This window comes from Mycolicibacterium canariasense (assembly GCF_002101555.1).
GTDB lineage: Bacteria > Actinomycetota > Actinomycetes > Mycobacteriales > Mycobacteriaceae > Mycobacterium > Mycobacterium canariasense.
This window is the reverse complement of sequence record NZ_LQOL01000050.1, coordinates 54890-78541: the sequence shown is the minus strand read 5'-3', so window position 1 is coordinate 78541 and position 23652 is coordinate 54890. Positions and strand designations below refer to the sequence as shown.

Sequence of the window (23652 nt, the reverse complement as noted above, 5' to 3'; positions counted from 1 at the left end):
GCTACCGAGCGGGTGCGACTAATCACGAGCCAGCAGCGACTCGGTGGCCGCGAGCAGCGCGCAGGTCGAAAGGCCGTCGATGGCCTCGCGCAGATCGGGTTCCGACGGGAAGCTGGGCGCGATCCGAATGTTCTTGTCCTCGGGGTCTTTCCCGTACGGGAACGCCGCGCCCGCCGCGGTCACGGCGATCCCGGCGTCCTTGGCCAGCGCAATGGTGCGCTTGGCGGTGCCCGGCAGCACATCGAGGCTGACGAAGTAGCCGCCCTTGGGGTCGGTCCAGGAGGCGATCTTCGAGTCCCCGAGCCGGTCCTCCAGGATCTGGGCGACCAACGCGAACTTGGGCGCCAGCAACGCCTGATGCCGCCGCATGTGCAGACGCACCCCGTCGGCGTCGCCGAAGAACTTCAGGTGGCGCAGCTGGTTGACCTTGTCCGGACCGATCGACTTCTTCCCCGCATGCTGCAGGTACCAGGCGATGTTGCCCAGCGAGCCACCGAAGAAGCTGACCCCGGCACCGGCGAAGGTGATCTTGGACGTGGAGGCGAAGACCAACGGGCGGTTCGGATTACCCGCGGCTTCGGCCAACCCGAGCACGTCGACCTGCTTCACGAAATCGTGGGTGATGGTGTGCACGGCGTAGGCGTTGTCCCAGAACAGCCGGAAATCCGGCGCCGCGGTGCGCATCTGAACCAGCCTGCGGACGTTCTCCCAGGAGTAGGTGACCCCGGTCGGATTGGAGTACACCGGCACGCACCACATGCCCTTGATCGTCGCGTCGCCGGCGACCAGTTCCTCGATCAGGTCGACATCGGGGCCGTCCTCACGCATCGGCACGGGCACCATCTGGATGCCATAGCTCTCGGTGATGGCGAAATGCCGGTCGTACCCCGGGCTCGGGCAGAGGAACTTCAGCCCCGGTCCCTGGGTTTCGGCGATCCACGGCCGAGGCGAGTCCACGCCCCCGTGCAGCAGCGAGAACACCACCGCGTCGTGCATGAACTCCAGGCTGGCGTTGTTGCCGGCGATCAGGTTGGGCACCGGGATGCCGAGCAGCTCGCCGAAGATGGCCCGCAGCTCGGGCAGCCCGTGCAGACCGCCGTAGTTGCGGGTGTCGGTGCCGTCGGCGTCCCGGTACGTCGCACCCGGCAGGCTCAGCAGCGCATTGGACAGATCCAGCTGCTCCGGGGACGGCTTACCGCGGGTGAGGTCGAGGGCCAGCCCTTTGGCCCGCAAGGTGGCGTAGTTCTGCTGCTGCTGGTCGTGATGGGCGACCAGTTCGTCACGGCTGAGGGACTCAAACGACACGGCGCGCCTTTCAAGAGAAGCCGTGAACCAAAATCATGAGGGGACCCCGCGCACCCGCCAGAGCCCATTGACCCTTGCTGCCTTCCGGCCCTGGGGGAGTTCACAGGATGGACGCCGCGCGGGGTCCGGACAGTGAGTGTAGTCCTTCGACGCGGGCGGCAGCGGAGCGACCGGGGGTCGGTGAGACGGGCGGTTGGTTCGGCGGCTCCGGACGGTCGGCTACCATGGCCGACGGAGGATTCGCCTAGTGGCCTATGGCGCTCGCCTGGAACGCGGGTTGGGTTAACAGCCCTCAGGGGTTCAAATCCCCTATCCTCCGCCGTCGGGTCCGGGGCGCGACCGGCGATCGTCGTCAGGCGATGGCCGCCGTCGCGCTCCGGCCCACCGACCCGAGGAGGACGATGCGGCGCGGTATCGCGGTGCTGTGGCATGCAGCGTCCCTCGTGCTTGCGGTCGCCTTGTACTTCTTCTTCGTCCTGCCGCGCTGGTACGAACTGACCGGGCAGTGGCCCCACACCCTGGGCACGGTGCTGCGCATCGTGTGTGGTGCCGTGGTGGCGCTGACGGCGCTGCCGGTCTTCTTCACCTGGTCGCGTACCCGTAAGCCCGAGCTCGGCACGCCCACCCTGGCGCTGTCGTTGCGGGTGTGGTCGATGGTGGCGCACGTGCTGGCCGGCCTGCTGATCGCGGGCGCCGGCATCAGTGAGATCTGGCTGAGCCTCGATAACGCCGGCCAGTGGCTGTTCGGCGTGTACGGTGCCGCCGCGGCCATCGCGCTGCTCGGCGCGTTCTCGTTCTATCTCGCCTTCGTGGCCGAACTGCCCCCGCCGCCGCCGAAACCGCTCAAGACCAAGGCGGAGAAGAAGGGGCGCCGCGGCCGCCGTACGAGCGCCGACGACGAGATTTCGGACACATCCGAGTCTGACGGCGCGCCGGCGGACGACGAACCCGTCGACGGTTCCGCAGCCGACGAGGCCACCGCGACCGATACGGATTCCGTCGCCGGTAACGCGGCCGTCGACGATACCGATACCGAAACCGAGGCCGGTGGGAGCAAACTGCGTAACCGCCGTCCTGCCGGGAAGGCACGACGCGGTCGCACACGCGGCGGGGTAGCCCTCGAGGACTGACCGTCAGTGTGTCGATGCGTCGACAGTTTCCGGTCGCACCGTCAATATTGAGGGAACACCTCTGGCGCTCCGGAAGGCGGCGAATGGGCACGTTCCACTTTCGAAGGTGGCTTGCGGCCCTGATCGCCATGTTGGCCGCCGTACTGGTGGTCGCCCCGGTCGCTCCCGCCGTCGCCGCACCCGCCGACCTGTCCGGGGCGATCGCCGCGGTGGAACCATCCGTGGTGCGTATCGACACCACCGTGGACTACCAGCACGTGATGGGCACGGGTACCGGCATCGTGCTCGACCCGAACGGCCAGGTGCTGACCAACTACCACGTGATCCAGGGCGCCGACACGATCAACGCGATGGTGGGCGGCCGGTCATTCGCCGCCGATATCGTCGGCTTCGACCGCGGCAGGGATATCGCGGTGCTGCAACTGCGCGGCGCGGGTGGACTGCCCGTGACGCCGCTGGGCGATTCCGCGCAGCTGGCCATCGGGGATCCCGTCGTCGCCCTCGGCAATGCCCGCGGTTCCGGCGCCCCGCTGACCCAGGAGACCGGAACCATCAGCGCCTTCGGCCGCACCATCAGCGCCGAGGACGAGCTGACCGGGTCCTCGAATCAGATGACCGGACTGTTCGAGATCGCCGCGCCCGTGCGGGCCGGGGACTCGGGCGGACCGGTGGTCAACAGCGCCGGCCAGGTGGTCGGTATCACCACCGCCGCCTCGGTCAACTTCCGCATGGGCCCCGGCGGCGAGGGCTTCGCCATCCCGATCAACGATGCGCTGCCGATCGCCAACCAGATTCGCGCCGGTACGCCGTCGGAGACCGTGCACATCGGTCCCCCGACGCTGCTGGGCGTCGGTGTCAGCACCGCCGAGCAACACGAGGCGTTTCCCGGGGTGATCGTGCACGAGGTGATGCGTGGCGGACCCGCCGACCTGGCCGGACTGGCCGACGGCGACGTGCTGCTGACCCTCGACGGGACCCCGCTGGACTCCGCCACGGAGCTGACCGCGGTGCTCGATCGGCACTATCCCGGCGATGTCATCGCCCTGACGTGGATCGATCGGGCCGGTCAGCACCGGGTCGGGAAGGCCACCCTGAACGCGGGCGACTGAGCGCCCCGACATCCGCGGCGCGCCGCGAAATGGCGTAGCCACGCCGCGCCACCCAAAAAACTTTTCAAAATTTTCGTCCGCGTTATTTGAGTGGGCTCGGCGTTGCTCGCGCAAGCATCGGCGACAAAATGTGACGTACTCGTCAAAATTGCCATAGTTGACGTTCGGCGTCGAATTCGTGTGGCACTGTCGATCCGTCCACCCCGAACCCGGTCTCCGGGAAAACCCGTGCCGGCGGCACCGGCGGGTGACGTCGCTCGCCGCTGCCGAGCGGTCCGACCACGCGCCCCCGCGCACCCGTCGATTCACTCCGTGCCCGGTGCCACCCCGAGGCGAGCGGATCCCCGCGTCCTCGCTTGTCATCGCCGTCGCCGACGGCAGACATGCGGCCAACCTCGTTTGATCTTGAAAATGGCACTCTCTCAGCGCCTTTCACTGCATCTGCGAACGCCGCGGGAACCGGCCGCCGACGCACCGCGATATCCGGGCGCCGCCGTCGGCAGCGCCCGACGGCGGTCGGCAGTGCGCGGCAGCCCGAGGCGCCAGCCCCGTACGGGCGTTCGCCGGGCACGTCGGGCGATGCCGACGGCGTCCCCGCCCGGCACCGGAGCGCCCGGCATCCGCACCCACACCCGTCTCGCGGCGGCCGCCTTCCCCGGCCATTTGCCACCGCCGCCGCGACCGCCACCGCCTGCCCAGAACGTTGCACCGCCCATCGATATCGCAACCGGTCGTGGCGCGGGCAACCGCCCAACGCGTTGCTGGAGGTTTTCTGAGTGCCGTTGACCTGCTGGTTTTGCATCGCAGCGGCGTCGCACAGGACTTTCCCGGCCCGCATCACGGCGTTACATTTGGCTTAACTACCCGCGGCGGGCTGCTGTGCACGAGGCAACAGCCGGCTCGCATGGCAAGGGGGAAGACAACGTGGTCCAAACCGTCATAGCGGCCTACCTCATCGGCTGGGCACTCAGTGCAGTGGTCATCTACGCGGCCAGTCGGCGCATGGGTGCTGAGCACGATCCGGTGCCGTATCAGTTCGCGCTCAGCGCCGCCGCCGGGGCATTGTGGCCCCTGTTGCTGCTGGGTGCCGTCGAATTCAGCTCGGTGGCGGCGGCGTCCAGCGCGGCCTCGCATCTGGAGTCGCTGGAGAGCAGCCAGCCGATTCTGGTCAGCACCGGAGTCGTCCCGCTGCGTTGAGCAGCCTCAGGTGATCGGGTTGCCGTCGGCGTCCCAGTGGGCGGCCACCTTCTTGCTGGGTTGCACCCGCGGCGGTTCGCCGGGCATTTTCGGGTAGCTCGGCGGATAGGGCAGGTCACCCAGCCCGCGTTCGTCGTCGGCGCGCATCATCTCCAGCAGCGGCTCCAATGAGTGCGCCGTCTCGTCGATACCGGCCCACGGGTCGTCGCGCTTGGCCACCAGGTCCGGCGCCGTGGCGATGGTGTAGTCGTCGGGATCCGCGTCGGCCAGGCCGTCCCAGCACAGCGGCATCGACACCGTCGCGATCGGCGTCTTGCGCACCGAATAGGCCGAGGCGAATGTGCGATCCCTGGCGTTCTGGTTGTAGTCGATGAACAGCCGGGCGCCCCGTTCTTCCTTCCACCACGAGGTGGTGACGGCATCGGGTGCCCGGCGCTCGACCTCGCGGGCCAAGGCGATACCGGCCCGGCGGACGGCGATGAAATCCCACTCGGGCTTGATCCGGATGAACACGTGCACACCACGGCCGCCCGAGGTCTTGGGATATCCGACGTAACCGAGTTCGTCGAGGATGGGCTTGAGCACCTCGACGGCGATCCGCCGGGCGTCGGCGAAGTCGGTGCCGGGCTGTGGGTCCAGGTCCACCCGCAGCTCGTCGGGATGTTCGGTGTCCGGGCAGCGCACCTGCCACGGGTGCAGCGTGATGGTGCCCATCTGCGCGGCCCAGATGACGGCCGACGGATGCGTGATCTTCAGCGCATCCGCGGTCCGGCCGGACGGGAACGTCACCGTGCAGGTCCGCAGATAGTCGGGGTGTTTCTGCGGCACCCGCTTCTGGTAGATCTCCTCGCCCTCGATACCGTCCGGGAAGCGCTGTAGATGGGTGGGCCGGTCCATGAGCAGCGCGACCATCCGGTCGGCGACGGACCGGTAGTAGTCGACGACATTGCGCTTGGTGTATCCCGACTGAGGGAAGTACACCTTGTCCGGGTTGGTCAGGCGGACCGCGACACCGTCGATGTCGAGTTCTTCGGCGGGCGTGGCCATGGTCAGTTCCCCTCCAGGACGTCGGTCAGGTCGTAGCGCAGGGGCACGTCGAGCTGGGCGAACGTGCAACTGGCGGGTTCCCGGTCCGGTCGCCAACGCAGGAATTTCACCGCGTGCCGGAAGCGTTGCTGTCCCACCCCGGTGTGCCCCTCCATCTGGTCATAGGCCACCTCGCACACCCGTTCCGGGCGCACCGGGATCCAGCGCTTGTCGGCCGCCGAGTTCCACCGGCTGGGATCACCCTCGCGGACCTCGTCACCCACGCGCAGCGGCTCCAGATCGGCCAGCAGTGTCAGCCGATCCTTCGCCGTGAACGAGGCGGCACCGCCGACCATCTGCAGCTCACCGTCGTCGCTGTAGAGGCCCAGCAGGATCGAACCGACACCCGCACCGCTCTTGTGGATGCGGTAACCGATGGCGACGCAATCGGCGTCGCGATGATGCTTGACCTTCACCATCTCGCGCTTACCCGGTAGATAGGGGCCGTCCAGCCGCTTGGCGATGACGCCGTCCAGCCCGGCCCCCTCGAAGGTGTGCAGCCATTCGGCTCCCAGCGCGGGGTCTTCGGTGGTGCGCGTGACATGACACCAGGTCTTCTCGTTGACGGCGTCGACCAGCGCCGCGCGCCGGACCCGGAACGGTTCGGCGAGCAATGAGCGGTCGCCCACCGCCAGCGCGTCGAAACCGATGAAGTGGGCCGGGGTCTGCTCGGCGAGCAACGTGACCCGGCTGGCCGCCGGGTGGATGCGCTGGCTCAGCGACTCCCAGTCCAGCCGGACCCTGCCCTTGCCGATATCGTCGGCGGCCACCTCGCGGGGCACCACCACTTCCCCGTCCAGCACGCAGCGGTCGGCGAGCTCGTCACGCAGCGCCTCGATCAACTCCGGGAAGTACCGGCCCAGTTCCTTACCGCTGCGCGACTGCAGCACCACATCGTCGCCATCCCGAAAGGCCAGGGCCCGAAAGCCGTCCCACTTCGGCTCGTAGGACCACACCCCTGGGTCATCGGGCACCTCGGCCACGGCCTTGGCCAGCATCGGCTCCAATGGTGGCAATACGGGGAGCTGCACGCTCTTCATACTCACGTAGACCGCCGACACCAAGCAATGTCATCGCACAACAGGCCTGCTCGGTTGATCCGCTGTCGCGGCCACCCTCAGGGGAAACGACGGGAGCCGGAGTGTCCGAGCCACCTCCTAGGCGTCGGCCGACGCAAGACGCCCCGCGACTTCACGCTGGATCTGGGCGAGCATCCGTTGACTGTCGGGCCGTTCACCGGTGAACAGCTCGAATGCCTTTGCCGCTTGGTAGGCAGTCATCGCATGCCCCCCGACGACATGGGCCCCGGCAGCTTCGGCCTCGACCATCAGTTGAGTGCGCAGGGGCATATAGACGATATCGATGACCCAGTGGTGTGCGGCGATGACGCCGGCGGGCAGGGGGCTGCCGGGGTGAGCCGCCATGCCCATCGGGGTGGCGTTGACGAATCCATCGGCCTGGGCCACCAAGGCGGCAACATCACCGGTGGGCGCCCAACCGATCCGGTGTGCCCCGAAGCGCTCGGCGAGCTTGTCGGCAAGAACGCGGGCCCGGTCGGTATCGATGTCGACGATGTCGAGGCGTCCCGGGAAGCCGTCGAGGTGTCCGTACGCGACGGCCGAGCCGGCGCCACCAGCGCCGAACTGGACGACTCTGCCGGTTCGACGGCCTACGAGGCTGCCCAGCGCGAGCTGTTGGTAACCGTAGGAGTCGGTGTTGTATCCGGTTGCGTGCGAGCCGTCGAACACCACCGTGTTGACGGCACCGATTTCGGCTGCCTCGTCGGAGATCTGGTCGAGGTGACCGATCACGGCTTGTTTGAAGGGATGGGTGACGTTGACACCGGAGAACCCGAGTGTCCTTGCGGCCGTGAGGATATCGCCCAGCTGGCTCGGGGCGGGCAAGTTGTCGACGTCGAGCTTGACATACCGGTAGTCGAGTCCGAGGGTATGGGCTTCGGTTTCGTGCAGGATTGGCGACAGCGACATCTGGATGCCGCTGCCGACCAATCCGACGAGGTATTCGTTGCTCAAAGTGCGCCTTGGACGACCAGCGGGTCGGGGGTCGTGTTGCTGGCCAGTTGGTTGGTCCGGCGCGGTGAACCGAGTTGGTCGAGTGTGACGTGGGCAGTTTCGCGGCCGATGAGGGCGGCGATGCCAGAGATGACACACAGCACGCTGACCAGGATCGCCACCGGGAGCCAACCGAGCGTTCCGGTTCCCACGATGGCCGCGGCAATTGCGGGGATGAAACCCTGTGCGACGTTGGCGAATTGGGTGGACACCGCCATGCCGGTGTAGCGGACTCGGGCGTCGAACATCTCCGGGTACATCGACGGCCAGATGCCGTTGGCGGCGGAGTAGACGACACCGGACATCAGTACCGACGCCGCACCGACGAAGACGACGTTACCGGTGGTGATCGCATAGAAGTAGAGGTAGACAGCCGCAGCGCAGCCGAAGGCACCGAAGGCGAAGATGGGGCGACGGCCGACCCGGTCGGAAAGGGTGGCCCACAGCGGAATGGCGATCAGGGCAACAGTATTGGTGATCACGATTGTCCACAGCATGTCGGCCCGAGGGATTTCCCAGGTCTTGGTGGCGTACGCCAGGCCGAACACCGTCATCATCGTGGAGATCACGCCGTAGAAGTGGCACAGCACGATACGGATGAATGCCGGCCAGTAGTAACGGACGAAGGGCACCAGGGGGAACCGGACAACCTCGTCTTGCTTTTGGATCTCTTCGAACACCGGCGGCTCCTGCAGCCGTGACCGCACGATCATCGCAACGACGACGACAATTGAACTGGCCCAGAAAGGAACTCGCCAACCCCAGGAGTACAGGATGTCTTCGGGCAGGGCAGCTACCGGGATGAACGCGAGGGTGGCAACGACAAGACCGGCCTGCGTACCGGCGAGTGTGAAGCTCGTGAAGAAGCCCCGCCTACCCTCCGGCGAGTGTTCGAGGGTCATGGAGCTGGCGCCGCTCTGTTCTCCGGCCGCCGAAAGGCCCTGCAAGATACGGAAGAGCACCAACAGGGCCGGTGCCCAAGCACCGATGGCGTCGTGGCTCGGAATGCAGCCGATGCCGAACGTGGCAATACCCATCAGGAGCAGGGTGAACACCAGAACACGCTTGCGGCCGATCTTGTCACCGAAGTGTCCGAGGAAGAAGGCGCCGATGGGACGCGCCACGTAGGCAACGCCGAACGTGGCCAGCGAGCTGAGGGTGCCGACCATGGGGTCGGTGTTCGGGAAGAACACCTGGCCGAAGACGAGCGCCGCCGCGGAGCCGTAGATGAAGAAGTCGTAGTACTCGACCATGCTGCCCAGGAAACTGGCGATGGCCGCTCGGCGCGGCGTCTGGGTCGGCGCACGGCCGTTGGTGGATGTCGATGCGATGCCCATGTTTCTCCTCATGCCTGGGTGGGTTAGAGCGAAGCGAGATGTTCGATGGCGAAGCGGTAGCCGTTGATGCCCGCACCCACGAAGATCGCCGTGGCTATCGGCGAGATATAGGAGTGGTGGCGGAACTCTTCACGGGCGTGGACGTTGCTGATGTGGACCTCGACGATGGGGATTTCGGGGATCACCAGCGCGTCACGCAGTGCGACCGAGGTGTGCGTCCATCCGCCGGCGTTGATGACGATGCCCGCTGCGTTCCCACGAGCTTGGTGGATGCGGTCGATCATCATTCCTTCGTCGTTGGATTGAAAGAACATGACCCGCACCCCGAGTTCGGCGGCCGCTTTCTGGCAGAGGTCCTCGACGTCGGCAAGCGTGTGGTGTCCGTAGTGCTGGGGCTGGCGGATACCGAGCATGTTGAGGTTGGGGCCGTTGAGCACCAGAACGGGCATATCCCGAGACGTATTGTGCGACATGGTTTTCCTGTCTGTTGATCGGATTCAGGCCGGTACGGGCTCGGCGCCGGTGGCCAACGTCACCCGCGTGCCCGTGCGGGAGGATTCGTAGATCGCCAAGACGACCTCCAGGGCTTGGCAGGCTTGCGCGCCAGTGACCAGGGGCTCACGATCTTCGATCACGGCGTGCACGAAGTCAGCGATCTGCAGGGCGTGAAACGGGGTGAGATTCTGGTGAATCTGCGCCAGGGGCGGGTCGGCGTCGACATCGGTGGACAGCGGCGGTAGGTATGCCTCTTGGCCGGAGAGTGTCCAGATGTCGCTGATCCCCGCTGTTCCTTCGGGGTATTCGGTGACCGACACGGTGGCACCCGTCGACCCACTGACCAGGACCTGGTTGCCCAGACCGGGTACGAAAGTCGTTCCTGCGCTGATGGTTCCGAGTGCACCGTTGGCGAATCGCACGGTGGCGACGGCGGTGTCCTCGACGTCGATGTAGTCGCCGTGCACCAGTGTGGAGATGGTTCCGCCGACCTCGACGATGGGTGAGCCGACGAACCACTGCATGAGGTCGATGTAGTGGATGGCCTGGTTGATCAGGACTCCGCCACCTTCGGCGGACCAGGTGCCGCGCCAGGGATCGGCGTCGAAGTAGGCGCGGTCGCGCCCGAGGCGAACGGTGGCGCTGGCGAAGACCGGGGTCCCGATCCCTCCACCCGCGACCGCCTCCTTGAGCCGCTGGGCGGCCGGCCAGAAGCGGCGCTGGAACAGCACCCCGAACTTCACTCCGGCCTGCTCGGTCGCCTCGATCATCCGACCGGCTTCAGCCATGGTGATCGCGATCGGTTTCTCACACAGCACGTGCACACCGCGTTGCGCGGCGGCCACCACGACGGCTTCATGGCTGGGATGTGGCGTGCACACGGTGACGATGTCCACGCCGCTGTCCAGTAGCTCCGACAGTGTTGCGAAGGCTTGGCCGATCTCGAACTGGTCGGCAAAGCTGCGGGCGCGACCGAGGTCGACGTCTGAGCATGCCGAGATCTCGACGACGTCGATCGCGGCGAGGGCGCGCGCGTGATTCTGCGCGATCTTGCCGCATCCGACGATGCCGACCCTTGTTCTGGGCACAGGTAGATTCCTCAGGTTCGTTGTGAGACTGTGCCTTTCGTTGCCGAAAGACGCACCGTGCGTGCGGTGACCCGTGTCAGGGCCAAGCGGCGGAGTGATCCGCGTCACTCACGGCAACGTAGCAGCGGGTGATCCAGGACACCTACAGCGCCGGCCCGCAGAGTGGAACACCCCCCTCGAGGGCGAATCAGGGATAACGGGTGGACAGTGCCCGTGAAATGGTCAAAGCCGCCGTATGGACGGCTGGTCCGACCCGTCGGATATCGACCTTGCCGGCCCAGCCGGAGGCCGAAATCGCAGCGACGGGAGCGCCATGGTTGCGGATCACGCTGGCCACACAGACTGCGCCGGGGCCGGATTCTTCGTGCTCATAGGCGATCCCGGAGGCAACCACGCGTTTCAGCTGCTGACGCAGCAGATCAGCGGTGTGGATCGTGCGGGGGCCGACCGGAGGCAGTCCGGTGGCGATGACACGGTCGACGACATCGGCCGGCGCCGCGGCGAGCAGCGCTTTTCCGACGCCCGTGGCGTGCGCGGGCAGCCGACCACCGACCCGCGACGGCAGCCGAGGAGCATTGTGGCTGCGCAAGATCTCGACGTAGAGGACCTCGGTGCCCTCCAGGATCGCCAAGTGGATGGTCTGGTGGGTGGCTTCGCGCAGGTCGGCCATGTACGGCAGCGCCACCTCGCGCATCGACCGGCGCCGCGAAGCGCGTTCGCCCCACTCGAACATCTTCAGACTGAGGCCCAACTGTCCGTCGTGACGCTCCAGAAAACCATTGGCCTGCATTTCGGTGGCCAGCCGTGACACGGTCGAACGTGGCAGCCCGGTGCGACGGGCCAGTTCGTTGACGCCCACGTAGGTATCGCGTGGCCCGAATGCGTCGAGCAGCATCGCCATGCGGCGCACCACCGACGTCGCGGGCTCGGGGGTGTTTCGTTCTACGGGACACACAGCTTGGAGTATGGCTGTGATCTGGTGCACTGTTCAAGGGCGTACCCGCATCGGCGACTGTTCCATTCACCGGCACATCGTGTGCCTGTCTACGCTTCCGACCGGTTAACCAAGGACTGTGACCATGACCGACCATGACCTGAGTCAGATCGCAAAGACACTGCTCAGCGCGTACGAGCAACGATCCGCGGTACCGCCGCTGACCCAGACCTATCCGGGCCTGACTCTCGCTGACGCGTATGAGATCCAGGTCCGCCAGGTGCAACAGTGGGTGAGCGAAGGACGCGTCGTCCGCGGTCACAAAGTCGGACTGACCTCGGCGGTGATGCAGCGACAGCTCGGTGTCGACCAGCCCGATTACGGCCATCTCCTGGCTGACATGTTCTACCTGGAGTCACTGCCCGTGGACACCGGCCGGTTCATCGCCCCCCGGGTGGAACCGGAGGTGGCGTTCGTCCTCAAAGACACGCTGGCCGGGCCGGGTGTGACGGCGACAGATGCGATTGCCGCAGTCGACTATGTGCTGCCTGCATTGGAGATCATCGATTCGCGCATCGCCGACTGGAAGATCGGCCTGATCGATACCGTCGCCGACAACGCGTCGTCAGGAGCGGTGGTGCTCGGGTCACGCCCCGTACCACTGGCAGGACTGGACCTGCGATTGACCGGCTGCAACCTCTACCAAGGCGGGCAAGCCGTCGGTACCGGTGCCGGCGGCGCGGCACTGGGCTCGCCGCTCAACGCCCTGGTGTGGCTGGCCAACACGCTCGGCGCGCTCGGTACCGTCCTGGAAGCGGGCTCGGTCGTCCTACCCGGATCGCTGACGGCGGCGGTCCCCGTCGCGGCGGGGCGCTCCGTCACCGCAGTCTTTGGCGGAATTGGTTCAGTCACAGCACATTTCACATCCACGGAGAACTCATGACGGTTGCGGCCATCGTTGGTCCAGGCAATATCGGCACCGATCTGCTCGTCAAGCTACAGCGACTGGACGGTATCGACGTGCGTTACATGGTGGGCGTCGACCCCGCGTCGGACGGCTTGGCGCGGGCGGCGAAGCTGGGCGTGGAAGCATCGGACGGCGGAGTCGACTGGCTGCTGTCGCGGACCGAGCTTCCCGAAATCGTCTTCGAGGCCACGTCCGCCAAGGCCCACGCGGCCAACGCCCCGCGGTACGCCGAGGCCGGTATCACCGCGATCGATCTGACTCCCGCCGCACTGGGCCCATTCGTCTGTCCCGCGGTCAATCTCGGCCAGAACCTCACGGCGACCAACATCAACATGATCACCTGCGGCGGGCAGGCCACCATCCCCATCGTCCATGCGGTTTCCCGGATCACCGACGTCTCCTATGCCGAGATCGTCGCATCGATCGCATCGCGGTCGGCCGGACCGGGAACACGTGCCAACATCGACGAGTTCACCGAGACCACGTCGCACGCGATCACGACAGTTGGCGGCGCTGCGCACGGCAAGGCGATCATCATCCTCAATCCCGCCGATCCACCGATGATCATGCGCGACACGGTGTTCTGCGCCGTTCCCGCCGACGCCGACCGCGACGCGATCAGCGCGTCGATCCACCGCATCGTCAGTGACGTGCAGGCCTATGTCCCCGGTTACCGCCTGGTCGCCGAACCGCAGTTCGACGATCCGCAGCAGGGGTGGAACGGTCGCGGCCGGGTCTCGGTGTTCCTGGAGGTACGCGGAAACGGCGACTATCTGCCGCCGTGGGCCGGCAACCTCGACATCATGACCGCAGCCGCCGCGCGGGTGGGCGAGAAGATAGCTGCCGCGCACACCGAATTGAAGGTGTCCAACTGATGAATGCGCCTGTCCGACTGACTGATACCACGCTGCGCGACGGCAGCCATGCGGTGCGCCACCAATTCACCACCGACCAGGTCCGTGCCACGGTCGCGGCACTGGATGCCGCCGGCGTCGAGGTCATCGAAGTGACCCATGGTGACGGGCTGGCCGGCTCGTCGTTCAGCTACGGCTTCTCCGGCACCGACGAACTGCAGCTGGTGCGCACGGCCGTCGAAACCGCGACACGAGCCCGGATCGCCGTCTTGTTGCTTCCCGGAGTCGGCCGGGTCGCCGACCTGCGTGCGGCGCGCGACGCCGGCGCTGCGGTGGCGCGCATCGCCACCCACTGCACGGAAGCCGACGTCTCGATCCAACACTTCGGTGCCGCACGCGAACTGGGCATGGAAACGGTCGGCTTTCTCATGCTTTCGCACCGAACCACCCCCGAGGCGCTGGCCGGGCAGGCCCGCATCATGGTCGACGCCGGGTGCCAATGCGTCTACGTCGTCGACTCGGCGGGGGCGCTGCTGCCCGACGGGGTCGCCGCCCGGGTGGAGGCCTTGGTTGCCGAACTCGGCGACGACGTTCAGGTGGGTGTGCACGCCCACCAGAACTTGTCGTTGGGGGTGGCCAATTCGATGGCCGGCTACGCTGCGGGCGCCCGCCAGATCGACGGAACCCTGTGTGCGCTCGGTGCGGGCGCCGGCAACTCGCCCACCGAGCTGCTGGTGACCGTGTTCGACCGGATGGGGGTACCCACCGGCGTGGACACCGACAAGATCCTGGCCGCGGCAGAAGAGGTGGTAAAGCCGATGCTGACCCGCCTGCCCGTCGCCGACCGCAACTCGATCATCCAAGGCCGCTACGGCGTCTACAACTCGTTCCTGTTCCACGCCGAACGCGCTGCCGAACGCTACGGGGTTGCCGCACACGAGATCCTGACGCGTGTCGGCCAGGCCGGCTACGTCGGTGGGCAGGAAGACATGATCATCGACGTGGCACTCGCCCTCCGCGCCGAACAGGCCGGACACCTTCAGGAGGTAAGTGCATGACCAGCGACACGACGACCTGGAGCATCGACACCGCAGCACAGGTGCTGCTGGATGCCGAAACCAGCCGCACCGACCGGCACCCGGTCAGCGACGACTGGCCCGATCTGGACCTGGCCACCGCATACCGGGTGCAGGACAAGCTCATCGCGCTCAAAGAAGCGGCCGGCGAGACAGTGGTCGGAGTGAAGCTCGGTCTGACCTCGCGGGCCAAGCAGCAGCGGATGGGCATCGACTCGCCGCTGACAGCGTGGCTGACCGACGCGATGATTCTGCCGGCCGGCGAGCCGGTCCCCATGGACGACCTCATCCATCCACGCATCGAGCCGGAGATCGTGTTCGTCCTCGCGCGTGACCTCACCGGTCCCGGAGTGACCGCCGCCCATGCGCTCGACGCGGTCGAATCAGTCTATGCCGGAATGGAAGTCATCGACAGCCGCTACATCGACTTCAAATTCACCCTTCCCGATGTCGTCGCGGATAACGCCTCATCGGCGAAGTTCATCGTCGGTGGCCGCCGCTTCGACCCCGCCGACCTCGACCTCGCACTGGAAGCGTGCGTGCTGCAGGTCGACGGCCAGGTCGTCGCAACAGCCACCGGTGCCGCCGTGCAGGGTCATCCCGCTGAAGCACTGGCGTTGGCGGCCAACTCGTTGGCCCGGCGCGGGATAACGCTGCGGGCCGGCTGGATCGTGCTCACCGGTGGCCTGACCGACGCCGTGTTCGTGGAACCGGGAACGCAGATCACCGCCGAATTCACCAATCTCGGAACCATCGCAGTCGCCGGATCGCAGAAGGGTTGATCACCATGGGACAGGGCAAGGCCACCGACGAACAGCTGGCCAAGATCGAGGAGTACCGAAACAGCTATGTCGACATGGTGGGCTTCGTCCCGCCGCGCATCGCATCACGCATCGCACGGCTGACCGAGCTGAACCCCGACTTCCTGATCGCCCAAGAGGAGGTGCGGCGGCAAGCCGTCTACACCGACGCACTCGATCAGAAGACCGTGCAGCTCATCCTGTTCGCGGTCCTGGCGGTCAACGTGCGCGACGCGGCAAAGCTGCACGGACTGGCCGCGCTTCGCGCGGGTGCCACCTGGGAGGAACTACAAGCCACACTGAACCTGGCCTTCCTGTTCGGCGGGCTGTCGGTGTCCAACCGCAACGCGACGATCCTCGACGAGATCGCTGAACTCGAAGAGTCCCAACAGAACAGCCAGTAGGAACGCACCATGAAACCAGAACCGATCTACGACATCGCCCACCTCGGACACGTCGAACTGTTCACCCCAACCCCGGACGAAAGCCTGGACTTCTTCACCACCACTTACGGAATGTACGAGGTCGCACGCAACGGCGAGTCGGTGTACCTACGGGCATGGGAAGACCACGACCTGACCACCCTCAAACTCACCGCATCCAACCAAGCCGGACTCGGTCACGTCGCCTGGCGTGCCAGCAGCGAGCAAGCCCTGCACCGGCGCGTGCTGGCCCTCAAGGAGCACGGTGTGGAGGGGCAGTGGATCGACGGCGACATCGGCCATGGGGCCGCGTATCAGTTCGTCACGCCCAGTGGGCACCGCACCGAGGTGTACTACGAAGCCGAGAAGTTCGTTCCGAGTGGCGCGCAGATACCGGCGCTGCCCAACCAGCCGCAGAAATTTGCTCCGCACGGCGCCGCGGTCGCCCGCATCGACCACCTCAATCTACTGGCCCCCGACGTTCCCCGGATGCGCGAATTCATGGCGGACACACTCGGATTCAAGCTGCGTGAACGCCTCGTCCCGGGCGGAGACGGCGACGAGGTCGGGGCGTGGATGAGTGTCATGACCAAAGCCCACGATCTCGCACTGACCCGCGAGCCCGCCGACACCAGCGGCCGGCTGCACCATGTCGCTTACCAGGTCCAGAACCGCGAGGACGTGCTCCGAGCGGCCGACATCTTCGTCGAGAACGATGTGTTCATCGAGTTCGGCCCCGCCAAACACTCACGCACGCAGGGCTTCTTCCTCTACGTGTACGAACCCGGTGGCAATCGCATGGAGATCTTCTCCGGTGGCATCCACATCTTCGCACCGGACTGGGAGCCCGTCACCTGGGACACCGAGACCGGCGGCCGGTCGACGGCGTGGGGGCTCAGCGTGCCGCCCAGCTTCCATTCCCACGCCACCCCGGTGCTGCCGTGACCGAGCCCGGCCTGGTCGCCAGCTACATCACCCTCGCGGGCAGCGGATTCACCGAACCACCGCGATACACGTTCCGCGAGCGTTGCGAGGCCGCGTCCGCGGCCGGTTTCACCGGCATCGGTATCCACGTGACCGATCTGGATGTCCTGACACCACTCGATGTCGAGCAGATCCTCGCCGATACCGGGTTGGTGCTACGCGAGATCGAATTCCTCGCCGGTTGGATCAATCCCGACGATGGCGCGAACGCACAAGCGACGATGCAGCGGGTGGCCGCGCTCGCCGAGCGCGTCGGAGGCGACCACGTATCGGCGGGCGATTTCAGCGGTGCGGCACTGGACATGAAAGCGGCAGCGCAGCGGCTCATCCAGCTGGCCAACACCGCACACGGTGTCGGATTGCGCATTGCATTGGAGGCCTTCGCCTGGTCGGCAGTCAACACCGTCGAGAAGGCTGACGCCCTTCTCTGCCAAGCAGATACACCCGCCGTGGGGCACCTGCTGGACGTGTGGCACTTCTTCAACACGGGCGCGGACCTCGGCACGCTGCAACACCTTCCCGCGCAACGCATTGCCGCCGTCCAACTCAACGACGGCCCGCGCGTGTACAACGACTTCCTGTGGAACGCCCGTAACACCCGCTATCTGCCCGGGGACGGCGAACTCGAGGTGCGCGGTTTCCTCGACACCCTCGCCGGCATCGGCTACACCGGCCCGTACTGCGTTGAAGTGAACTATCCCGAGTTCCGCACCTACAGCGTGGCCGACGCCGCGAAACGCGCGTACGACGCCACGGCGAGCTACTTCACCTAGGCCGGCGCCGGCGGGCTCGGCGCGGGATCGGCCGCGGTCTCCCGCGGTTTCGGCCAGGGCTGCGGCACCGGGCGCGGCCGAACCCGCAGCGGCCACCAGAACCACCGTCCGAGCAGCGTCGCCAACGACGGGGTCATCAGCGAGCGCACCACCAGGGTGTCGAACAGCAGGCCCAATCCGATGGTGGTGCCCACCTGGCCGATCACGATCAGCTTGCTGACCGACATCGAGATCATGGTGAAGGCGAACACCAGACCGGCAGCGGTGACCACCGAGCCGGTCCCCGCCATCGACCGGATGGTGCCCGTGCGTAGACCGGCGTGGATCTCTTCCTTCATCCGGGACACCAACAGCAGGTTGTAGTCCGCGCCGACGGCCAGCAACACGATCACCGACATCGGCAGCACCATCCAGTGCAGTGGGATGCCGACGAGATGTTGCCAGATGAGCACCGAAAGGCCAAAGGACGCACCGAGACTCAGCACGACGGTGCCGACGATCACGGTGGCGGCGGCCACCGCCCTGGTGAGCACCACCATGATCAGGAAGATCAGGATCAGCGAGGCCACCGCCGCGATGAGCAGGTCGTAGTCCGCGCCGGTCTGCATGTCCTTGTACATCGCCGCCGTGCCGCCGACGTACACCGTCGAGCCTTCCAGTGGCGTGCCCTTGATCGCATCGGCCGCGGCGATCTTGAGCGGTTCGATGTGGGAGGTGCCTTCCTCACTGAGGGGGTCGCCCTGATGGAAGACGGTGAACCGCACCGCATGTCCGTCCGGGGACATGAACAGCTTGATGCCCCGCTTGAAGTCCGCGGTCTGGAACGCCTCCGGCGGCAGGTAGAAGTTGTCGTCGTTGCGGGCCGCGTCGAACGCCTGCCCCATCGCCGTCTGGTTGTTCTGGTTGGCGATGTTCTGGTCCTGCTGGGCCTTCTGCGCCTGGTACTGGTTGAGCAGGTACTGCTTCTGGTTCTTCATCGTCTGGATCATCGCGGGCATCACGGCCGCCATTTGCGGCGTCAGCTCTGCCATCCGATTCAGATCCGGGACGATGTCCTGGAAGTCGTCGGACATCTTGTTGATGCCGTCCAGCGCATCGAAGATCGATCGCACCGACCAGCACATCGGGATGTCGTAGCAGTGCGGTTCCCAGTAGAGGTAGTTGCGGATCGGCCGGAAGAAATCGTCGAAGTCGGCCAGGTGATCACGGACATCGTTGATGTCGGTCGAGGTGTTGGCCATCTTGTCGGCCATCCTGCGCGTGACATCGGCCAATTGCAGGGTGATGTTGTACAGCTTCTCCTGCGAGTCGATGGTGGTCTGCAGTTCGTTGGCTTGCTTGAGCGTGTTTTCCAGCACGGTCTGCTGATAGTCGTTGTTCATCAGCGTGCCGGTTCCGCTTTGGCTCATCGAGTAGGCCAGCGAGGCATGTTCGATCGGCTTGCCGTCGGGCCGCGTGATGGTCTGCACCTGGGCGATACCGTGCACCCGCACCATCGCCTTGGCGATCTTGTCGATGATCAGGAAGTCGGCCGGGTTGCGCAGGTCGTGGTCGGCCTCGACCATCACCAGTTCCGGGTTCATCTTGGCTTCGGAGAAGTGCCTATTGGCCGCCGCCATACCGACATTCGACGGAATATCGGTCGGCAGGAAGATCCGGTCGTTGTAGGTGGTGTGGTACCCGGGCAGGGTCAACAGACCGACCAGGGCCAGCACGACGGCCACCACCAGCACCGCGCCCGGCCACCGCACGATGGTCGCGCCGATGCGACGCCAGCCGCGTGCGCGGTCCATCCGCTTGGGGTCGAGGATCTTGCCGAAGCGGGTGACGATCGAGATGAGCGCCGGCCCCATGGTGAGCGCCGCGGCGACCACGATGGTCATGCCGATGGACAGCGGGATGCCCATGGTCTGGAAGTACGGCAGCCGGGTGAAGTGCAGGCACAAGGTGGCGCCGGCGATGGTCAGACCCGACGCGAGCACGACATGGGCCGTGCCGTGGAACATGGTGTAGTAGGCCGATTCCTTGTCCTCACCGGCCCTGCGCGCCTCCTGATATCGGCCGATCAGGAAGATCGCGTAGTCGGTGGCCGCGGCGATCGCCAGGGTGACCACCATGTTGGTGGCGAAGGTGGTGAGCCCGAAAACGTCGTGGTAGCCCAGGAAGGCGATGATGCCTCGAGCCGAGGACAGCCCGACCACCACCATGAACAGGGTGATCGCCACGGTGATGATCGACCGGTAGACGATCAGCAGCATCACGGTGATGACGGCGAAGGTCAGCCCTTCGATCATCTTCATGCTGGCGTCGCCGACTTCGTTCTGGTCGTTCGTCGTCGCGGCGGGTCCGGTCACATAGGCCTTGACGCCCGGTGGCGCCTTGGTGGTCTCGACGATGTGCCGGACGGCTTCGACCGACTCGTTCGCCAGCGTCTCACCCTGGTCACCGGCGATGTACACCTGGACGTAGCTCGCCTTGCCGTCGATGCTCTGGGCACCGGCCGCGGTGAGGGTGTCGCCCCAGAAATCCTGGACGTGCTGAATGTGTTTGGTGTCCGCCCGCAGGGTCCGGACCATCTCGTCGTAGAACGCGTGCGCGTCCGCACCGAGCTTGTCCTGGCCTTCGAGGACGATCATCACCGAGCTGCTGGTGTTGTACTCGTCGAACACATGGCCGACCCGTTTGGTGGCGATGAGGGCAGGCGCGTCGTTCGGGCTCATCGACACCGCGCGCATCTTGCCGACTTCTTCGAGCTGCGGCACAACGGTATTGAGCAACCCGACGATGACCAGCCAGCCAAGCACGATCGGGATGGAGAACGTGCGGATGAAACGTGGCAGCCAGGGCCGGGGGGAGTGGCCGGCGGGCGGCAGCGCCTCGGTCGGGGTGTCGTCGCTCAGAATGGTCATGCTGCCTTCACCAGGCAATACGTCGCGGCGTTCACGCCGGTCGCCGTCCTCTCGTCTTTGACCTCGTCGTCGACGGTGACGCGGCAGCCGATCGACTGGCCGTCACCCTGCGCGAGGAGATTGGGCTGGACGGACGGGATGGTCGTCTCCAGCCGCAGGGTCCAGGGCAGCGCGGCTTTGGTGCGCTGCGGGAGACCCTGGAGGTCCATGTAGTTGATGGTCGCGGTGGTCCCGGTGCCGAAGACTTCGTAGACGACGACCTTCGGGTTGAACTTGTCCGCGGTGTCCGAGCCGACCGGGGTCACCACCGCGCCGTCGGAACCGAACACCGACCGCAGGTACGAGACGCTCACCGCACCGATCGCCACGGCCACCACCATGAGGATGGGCAGCCAGACGCGTTTCAGTACCGCAATCAAGGTCGAGCCTTTCCAGAATGTGACAGCCGCAGGTCAGGCAACGGCGAGAGACCTAGGTAGGCAATCTAAGAGGATAAGTGGATAGAGTCAATCCACTTATTGGCATACGTAAGGCACGTCACTAATGTGGGTCGCGTGATTGACAAGCGATGCCGCGGGCTGCGCAAGGACGCCGAGCGTAATCGGCAGCGCGTGCTCGAGGCCGCCCGCGAGCTGTTCGCGGTGAAAGGCATGGAGGCGACGCTCAACGACGTGGCCCACCACGCCAATGTCGGCGTAGGAACGGTGTACCGCCGCTTCGCAACGAAAGAGGATCTCGTCGACGCGATCTTCGAAGACGCTATCGAAGAGGTCGTCGCACTGGCCGAACAAGCGCTGCTGCACGAGGATTCATGGGAGGGCTTCGTCTGGTTCGTGCAGCACATGTGCGAACTGACCGCGACCGATCGCGGGTTGCGGGAGATGGTGTACAGCAGGGCGCACGGCGGATACGGCGTCGACTGCGCACGCGACCGGCTGGCACCGTTCGTATCCGCATTGGTCGAACGGGCCCGCGACGACGGACACCTGCGACCCGATATCGAACACACCGACATGCCGGTGATGGGCCTGCTGGCCGGTACGGTCAGCGAATGGGCCGGGCACGTGCAGCCGGACCTGTGGCGGCGCTACGTGGCACTCCTGTTGGAGGGCATGCGCAACCGGGCCGACCGCCAGTCGCTGGAAGTCGATCCGCTCGACGAGGACCAGACCGATACGGCCATGCAGGGCTCGGCACCGGTGGGCAACGCCTAAGCCAAGCCGGGAATGATGCGCTGTAGGTCGATGCGTGCGGGCCGTTCCAGCTGAGCAAAGGTGCAGGAGCCCGGCTCGCGGTCGGGCCGCCAGCGGTTGAATTGCGCGGTGTGGCGGAACCTTTCACCCTCCATGTAGTCATAGCGCACCTCCACCACCCGCTCCGGACGCAACGGGACGAATGACAGGTCCTTGCCTCTGTCTTCTCCCCGTCGCTTCGCTCGCCCCGCGTTCCACCGGGAGCCGCCCCCGTAGCGGCGCGCCAGCTCGGGGTCCGCAGCCACCTGTGCCGCCCAGTTCCACGGGTGCTGCTCGAATTCGGTTACCAGGGGCTGCAATTCGTCGATCAGCTGGCGTCGGGTGGCCATCGGGAAGGCACCGATCACACCCACCGAGGCCAGGCTGCCGTCCGCCTTGTACAGCCCCAACAGCAACGAGCCCACGGCGTCGGGACCTGATTTGTGCGGCCGATAACCGGCCACCACGCAATCGGCGGTGCGTTGATGTTTGACCTTGAACATCACGCGTTTGTCGGGCTGATAGCCCAGGGACGCCGGCTTGGCGATGATCCCGTCCAGGCCGGCGCCCTCGAACTCGGCGAACCAACGTCGTGCCGTGTCCAGGTCGGTGGTCGCGGGCGTGAGATGAAACCGGGTGCCCGCCCGCTGCAGCACTTCGGCGAGCCGTGCTCGCCGAAGGTCGAACGGCTGCCGCATCAGGTCCTCGTCCCCGACGGCCAGCAGGTCGAAGGCGATGAACGAGGCCCTGGTCTTGACCGCGAGCATCTGCACGCGACTGTCTGCCGGGTGCAGACGTTGTTGCAGCGCTTCGAAATCGAGCCCGGTCGCGGTGGTCACGACGATCTCGCCGTCGACGACGCAGCGCTCGGGAAGCTCGGCCCTGGCGGCCTCGACGAGTTCGGGAAAGTACCGGGTCAGGGGTCGCTCGTTGCGACTGCCCAACACGATGTCGTCCCCGTCGCGGAAGCAAATCGACCGGAACCCATCCCACTTCGGCTCGTAGATCGCGTCCGGCGGAATCGCGGCGACGGCCTTGGCGAGCATCGGCTTGATCGGCGGAACGACCGGGGGTGGGGTGCGCATATCTCTTTCTAGCCGCGCCACCGCGGTATTGGGGTGCCGGCATCGGGCGCGGCGCCCGCCAAATTAATCGCTTGACCTCAACCGCGGTTGATGTTGAAGGCTGTAGCCATTCCAGTGAGGAGGTACTCATGCGACAGATCCGCGCCGACCTGTGGGAAACCAGCGTCGATCGGCCGTTCCCCGGACTCACCACCCACGCGTACCTGTGGACGGGCGGCGAATCCGGCAATGTCCTGTTCTACAGCACCCAGACCGACCGTGATTTCGCCGAGTTCGAGAGCCTCGGCGGCGTCACGCACCAATACCTGTCGCACCGCGACGAGGCGGGGCCGATGCTTCGGTCCATTCGCGAACGGTTCGGCACGACTCTGCACGCGCCGGCGACCGAGCTGCTCGAGATCGGGATGCACGCCCATGTCGACGTCCCGCTCGGCAGCAGGCACGTCGACCGCAACGGTATCGAGGTGATCCCCACACCCGGTCACTCCCCGGGCAGCACCTGCTATCTGGTGCCCGGGGTCAACGGGCAGACCTATCTGTTCACCGGTGACACCATCGTGCTGGACGCCGACGGAACCTGGGTCGCCGGCTACATCCCGGCGTTCAGTGACGCCCAGCCGTTGGCGCAAAGCCTGCAGGTGCTGGCCGGCCTGCATCCGGATCTGGTGATCACCAGCGCCTTTCCCGGCAAGTCCGGGGTGCATGTGCCCGGCGCGCAACGCTGGGCCGAGTGCGTCGAGCAGGCCAGGGAGCGACTGGCGCTGGTGGCGTGATCGCGCCGGGCTAACCTGGCGAGC

At 66.1% G+C, this 23652-nt stretch carries 23 protein-coding genes, 1 tRNA gene and 1 other RNA gene; 13 read left to right on the top strand and 12 right to left on the bottom strand.

Annotated elements, in window-relative coordinates; genetic code table 11:
- Positions 1–18: 18 nt before the first annotated feature.
- Positions 19–1305 (bottom strand): aspartate aminotransferase type Ic, encoded by a 1287-nt coding sequence (locus AWB94_RS15285; RefSeq protein ID WP_062660153.1) that lies wholly within the window; start codon positions 1303–1305, stop codon positions 19–21.
- 35 nt (positions 1306–1340) lie between these two features.
- An RNA gene (ffs, locus tag AWB94_RS15280) (signal recognition particle sRNA small type) lies at positions 1341–1435 on the bottom strand.
- 103 nt (positions 1436–1538) lie between these two features.
- Here ffs and AWB94_RS15275 point away from each other — a divergent pair.
- The 4 genes from AWB94_RS15275 to AWB94_RS15260 all read left to right on the top strand — a co-directional run bounded on the left by AWB94_RS15275 (position 1539) and on the right by AWB94_RS15260 (position 4741).
- Positions 1539–1624 (top strand) — tRNA-Ser (locus AWB94_RS15275).
- A gap of 82 nt (positions 1625–1706) precedes the next feature.
- Positions 1707–2435: a lipid uptake coordinator LucA gene (gene lucA, locus AWB94_RS15270; RefSeq protein WP_062660152.1), complete on the top strand. Its 729-nt coding sequence runs from the start codon at positions 1707–1709 to the stop codon at positions 2433–2435.
- 83 nt (positions 2436–2518) lie between these two features.
- Positions 2519–3544, top strand: coding sequence for a S1C family serine protease (locus AWB94_RS15265; protein ID WP_062660151.1), 1026 nt, complete (start codon positions 2519–2521; stop codon positions 3542–3544).
- Positions 3545–4468: 924 nt separating this feature from the next.
- Complete coding sequence (locus AWB94_RS15260) at positions 4469–4741, top strand: hypothetical protein (protein ID WP_131805456.1); 273 nt, start codon at positions 4469–4471, stop codon at positions 4739–4741.
- 6 nt (positions 4742–4747) lie between these two features.
- On the opposite strand, the gene ligD is transcribed toward AWB94_RS15260, so the two are convergent.
- The 7 genes from ligD to AWB94_RS15225 form a co-directional block, all read right to left on the bottom strand.
- On the bottom strand, positions 4748–5788 hold the full coding sequence (gene ligD / locus AWB94_RS15255) for a non-homologous end-joining DNA ligase (RefSeq protein ID WP_062660149.1): 1041 nt from the start codon (positions 5786–5788) through the stop codon (positions 4748–4750).
- Between the two features lie 2 nt (positions 5789–5790).
- Entirely contained in the window at positions 5791–6867 is a 1077-nt protein-coding gene (locus AWB94_RS15250; protein WP_062660148.1) for an ATP-dependent DNA ligase, read from the bottom strand.
- A 117-nt stretch (positions 6868–6984) separates the two neighbouring features.
- Entirely contained in the window at positions 6985–7860 is an 876-nt protein-coding gene (locus AWB94_RS15245; RefSeq protein WP_201029641.1) for a shikimate dehydrogenase, read from the bottom strand.
- Positions 7857–9236 (bottom strand): MFS transporter, encoded by a 1380-nt coding sequence (locus AWB94_RS15240; RefSeq protein WP_062660147.1) that lies wholly within the window; start codon positions 9234–9236, stop codon positions 7857–7859. Before AWB94_RS15240 ends, AWB94_RS15245 begins: the two co-directional genes overlap by 4 nt.
- 23 nt (positions 9237–9259) lie before the next feature.
- Positions 9260–9685 (bottom strand): type II 3-dehydroquinate dehydratase, encoded by a 426-nt coding sequence (aroQ, locus tag AWB94_RS15235; protein ID WP_234811746.1) that lies wholly within the window; start codon positions 9683–9685, stop codon positions 9260–9262.
- A gap of 48 nt (positions 9686–9733) precedes the next feature.
- Positions 9734–10819 carry a Gfo/Idh/MocA family protein gene (locus AWB94_RS15230; protein ID WP_062660145.1) on the bottom strand — a complete coding sequence of 362 codons (1086 nt, stop codon included), beginning with the start codon at positions 10817–10819 and terminating at the stop codon, positions 9734–9736.
- A 187-nt stretch (positions 10820–11006) separates the two neighbouring features.
- Positions 11007–11774 (bottom strand): IclR family transcriptional regulator, encoded by a 768-nt coding sequence (locus tag AWB94_RS15225; protein WP_109762690.1) that lies wholly within the window; start codon positions 11772–11774, stop codon positions 11007–11009.
- Between the two features lie 124 nt (positions 11775–11898).
- Here AWB94_RS15225 and AWB94_RS15220 point away from each other — a divergent pair, with 124 nt between their 5' ends.
- Genes AWB94_RS15220 through AWB94_RS15190 form a run of 7 tightly spaced genes read left to right on the top strand, consistent with a single transcriptional unit; the run spans position 11899 to position 17629 of the window.
- Positions 11899–12696, top strand: coding sequence for a 2-keto-4-pentenoate hydratase (locus AWB94_RS15220; RefSeq protein ID WP_062660143.1), 798 nt, complete (start codon positions 11899–11901; stop codon positions 12694–12696).
- Positions 12693–13595 (top strand): acetaldehyde dehydrogenase (acetylating), encoded by a 903-nt coding sequence (locus tag AWB94_RS15215; protein ID WP_062660142.1) that lies wholly within the window; start codon positions 12693–12695, stop codon positions 13593–13595. Before AWB94_RS15220 ends, AWB94_RS15215 begins: the two co-directional genes overlap by 4 nt.
- Positions 13595–14632 carry a 4-hydroxy-2-oxovalerate aldolase gene (dmpG, locus tag AWB94_RS15210; protein WP_062660141.1) on the top strand — a complete coding sequence of 346 codons (1038 nt, stop codon included), beginning with the start codon at positions 13595–13597 and terminating at the stop codon, positions 14630–14632. The genes AWB94_RS15215 and dmpG overlap by 1 nt, the downstream gene beginning before the upstream one ends.
- Positions 14629–15432, top strand: a complete 804-nt coding sequence (locus tag AWB94_RS15205; protein ID WP_062660140.1) for a 2-keto-4-pentenoate hydratase — start codon at positions 14629–14631, stop codon at positions 15430–15432. Before dmpG ends, AWB94_RS15205 begins: the two co-directional genes overlap by 4 nt.
- 5 nt (positions 15433–15437) lie before the next feature.
- Positions 15438–15854 (top strand): carboxymuconolactone decarboxylase family protein, encoded by a 417-nt coding sequence (locus AWB94_RS15200; protein WP_062660139.1) that lies wholly within the window; start codon positions 15438–15440, stop codon positions 15852–15854.
- A gap of 9 nt (positions 15855–15863) precedes the next feature.
- Entirely contained in the window at positions 15864–16817 is a 954-nt protein-coding gene (locus AWB94_RS15195) for a catechol 2,3-dioxygenase (RefSeq protein ID WP_062660138.1), read from the top strand.
- On the top strand, positions 16814–17629 hold the full coding sequence (locus AWB94_RS15190; protein WP_062660137.1) for a sugar phosphate isomerase/epimerase family protein: 816 nt from the start codon (positions 16814–16816) through the stop codon (positions 17627–17629). Before AWB94_RS15195 ends, AWB94_RS15190 begins: the two co-directional genes overlap by 4 nt.
- Here the strand turns inward: AWB94_RS15190 and AWB94_RS15185 are convergent.
- The gene (locus tag AWB94_RS15185) at positions 17626–20538 is read right to left on the bottom strand and encodes an MMPL/RND family transporter (protein WP_062660136.1); all 2913 of its coding nucleotides are present in this window, start codon (positions 20536–20538) and stop codon (positions 17626–17628) included. The two genes, AWB94_RS15190 and AWB94_RS15185, sit on opposite strands and share 4 nt — an antisense overlap.
- On the bottom strand, positions 20535–20957 hold the full coding sequence (locus tag AWB94_RS15180) for an MmpS family transport accessory protein (protein WP_062660135.1): 423 nt from the start codon (positions 20955–20957) through the stop codon (positions 20535–20537). The genes AWB94_RS15185 and AWB94_RS15180 overlap by 4 nt, the downstream gene beginning before the upstream one ends.
- A 135-nt stretch (positions 20958–21092) precedes the next feature.
- On the opposite strand from AWB94_RS15180, the gene AWB94_RS15175 reads away from it, so the two are divergent.
- Positions 21093–21752, top strand: a complete 660-nt coding sequence (locus AWB94_RS15175; RefSeq protein WP_062660134.1) for a TetR/AcrR family transcriptional regulator — start codon at positions 21093–21095, stop codon at positions 21750–21752.
- Here the strand turns inward: AWB94_RS15175 and AWB94_RS15170 are convergent.
- The gene (locus tag AWB94_RS15170) at positions 21749–22855 is read right to left on the bottom strand and encodes an ATP-dependent DNA ligase (RefSeq protein ID WP_062660133.1); all 1107 of its coding nucleotides are present in this window, start codon (positions 22853–22855) and stop codon (positions 21749–21751) included. The two genes, AWB94_RS15175 and AWB94_RS15170, sit on opposite strands and share 4 nt — an antisense overlap.
- Before the next feature lie 128 nt (positions 22856–22983).
- Between AWB94_RS15170 and AWB94_RS15165 the strand changes: the two genes are divergently transcribed.
- Positions 22984–23628: an MBL fold metallo-hydrolase gene (locus AWB94_RS15165; protein WP_062660132.1), complete on the top strand. Its 645-nt coding sequence runs from the start codon at positions 22984–22986 to the stop codon at positions 23626–23628.
- Positions 23629–23652 lie beyond the last annotated feature (24 nt).

What these genes read in the sequence shown, in the direction of transcription:
- AWB94_RS15205 (WP_062660140.1), top strand. Translation starts at nt 14,629, where the DNA reads ATGACCAGCGACACGACGACCTGGAGCATCGACACCGCAGCACAGGTG.
- AWB94_RS15265 (WP_062660151.1), top strand. Translation starts at nt 2,519, where the DNA reads ATGGGCACGTTCCACTTTCGAAGGTGGCTTGCGGCCCTGATCGCCATG.
- AWB94_RS15200 (WP_062660139.1), top strand. Translation starts at nt 15,438, where the DNA reads ATGGGACAGGGCAAGGCCACCGACGAACAGCTGGCCAAGATCGAGGAG.
- aroQ (WP_234811746.1), bottom strand. Translation starts at nt 9,685, where the DNA reads ATGCCCGTTCTGGTGCTCAACGGCCCCAACCTCAACATGCTCGGTATC.
- lucA (WP_062660152.1), top strand. Translation starts at nt 1,707, where the DNA reads ATGCGGCGCGGTATCGCGGTGCTGTGGCATGCAGCGTCCCTCGTGCTT.
- AWB94_RS15165 (WP_062660132.1), top strand. Translation starts at nt 22,984, where the DNA reads ATGCGACAGATCCGCGCCGACCTGTGGGAAACCAGCGTCGATCGGCCG.
- AWB94_RS15170 (WP_062660133.1), bottom strand. Translation starts at nt 22,855, where the DNA reads ATGCGCACCCCACCCCCGGTCGTTCCGCCGATCAAGCCGATGCTCGCC.
- AWB94_RS15250 (WP_062660148.1), bottom strand. Translation starts at nt 6,867, where the DNA reads ATGAAGAGCGTGCAGCTCCCCGTATTGCCACCATTGGAGCCGATGCTG.
- ligD (WP_062660149.1), bottom strand. Translation starts at nt 5,788, where the DNA reads ATGGCCACGCCCGCCGAAGAACTCGACATCGACGGTGTCGCGGTCCGC.
- AWB94_RS15195 (WP_062660138.1), top strand. Translation starts at nt 15,864, where the DNA reads ATGAAACCAGAACCGATCTACGACATCGCCCACCTCGGACACGTCGAA.
- dmpG (WP_062660141.1), top strand. Translation starts at nt 13,595, where the DNA reads ATGAATGCGCCTGTCCGACTGACTGATACCACGCTGCGCGACGGCAGC.
- AWB94_RS15220 (WP_062660143.1), top strand. Translation starts at nt 11,899, where the DNA reads ATGACCGACCATGACCTGAGTCAGATCGCAAAGACACTGCTCAGCGCG.
- AWB94_RS15240 (WP_062660147.1), bottom strand. Translation starts at nt 9,236, where the DNA reads ATGGGCATCGCATCGACATCCACCAACGGCCGTGCGCCGACCCAGACG.
- AWB94_RS15215 (WP_062660142.1), top strand. Translation starts at nt 12,693, where the DNA reads ATGACGGTTGCGGCCATCGTTGGTCCAGGCAATATCGGCACCGATCTG.
- AWB94_RS15185 (WP_062660136.1), bottom strand. Translation starts at nt 20,538, where the DNA reads ATGACCATTCTGAGCGACGACACCCCGACCGAGGCGCTGCCGCCCGCC.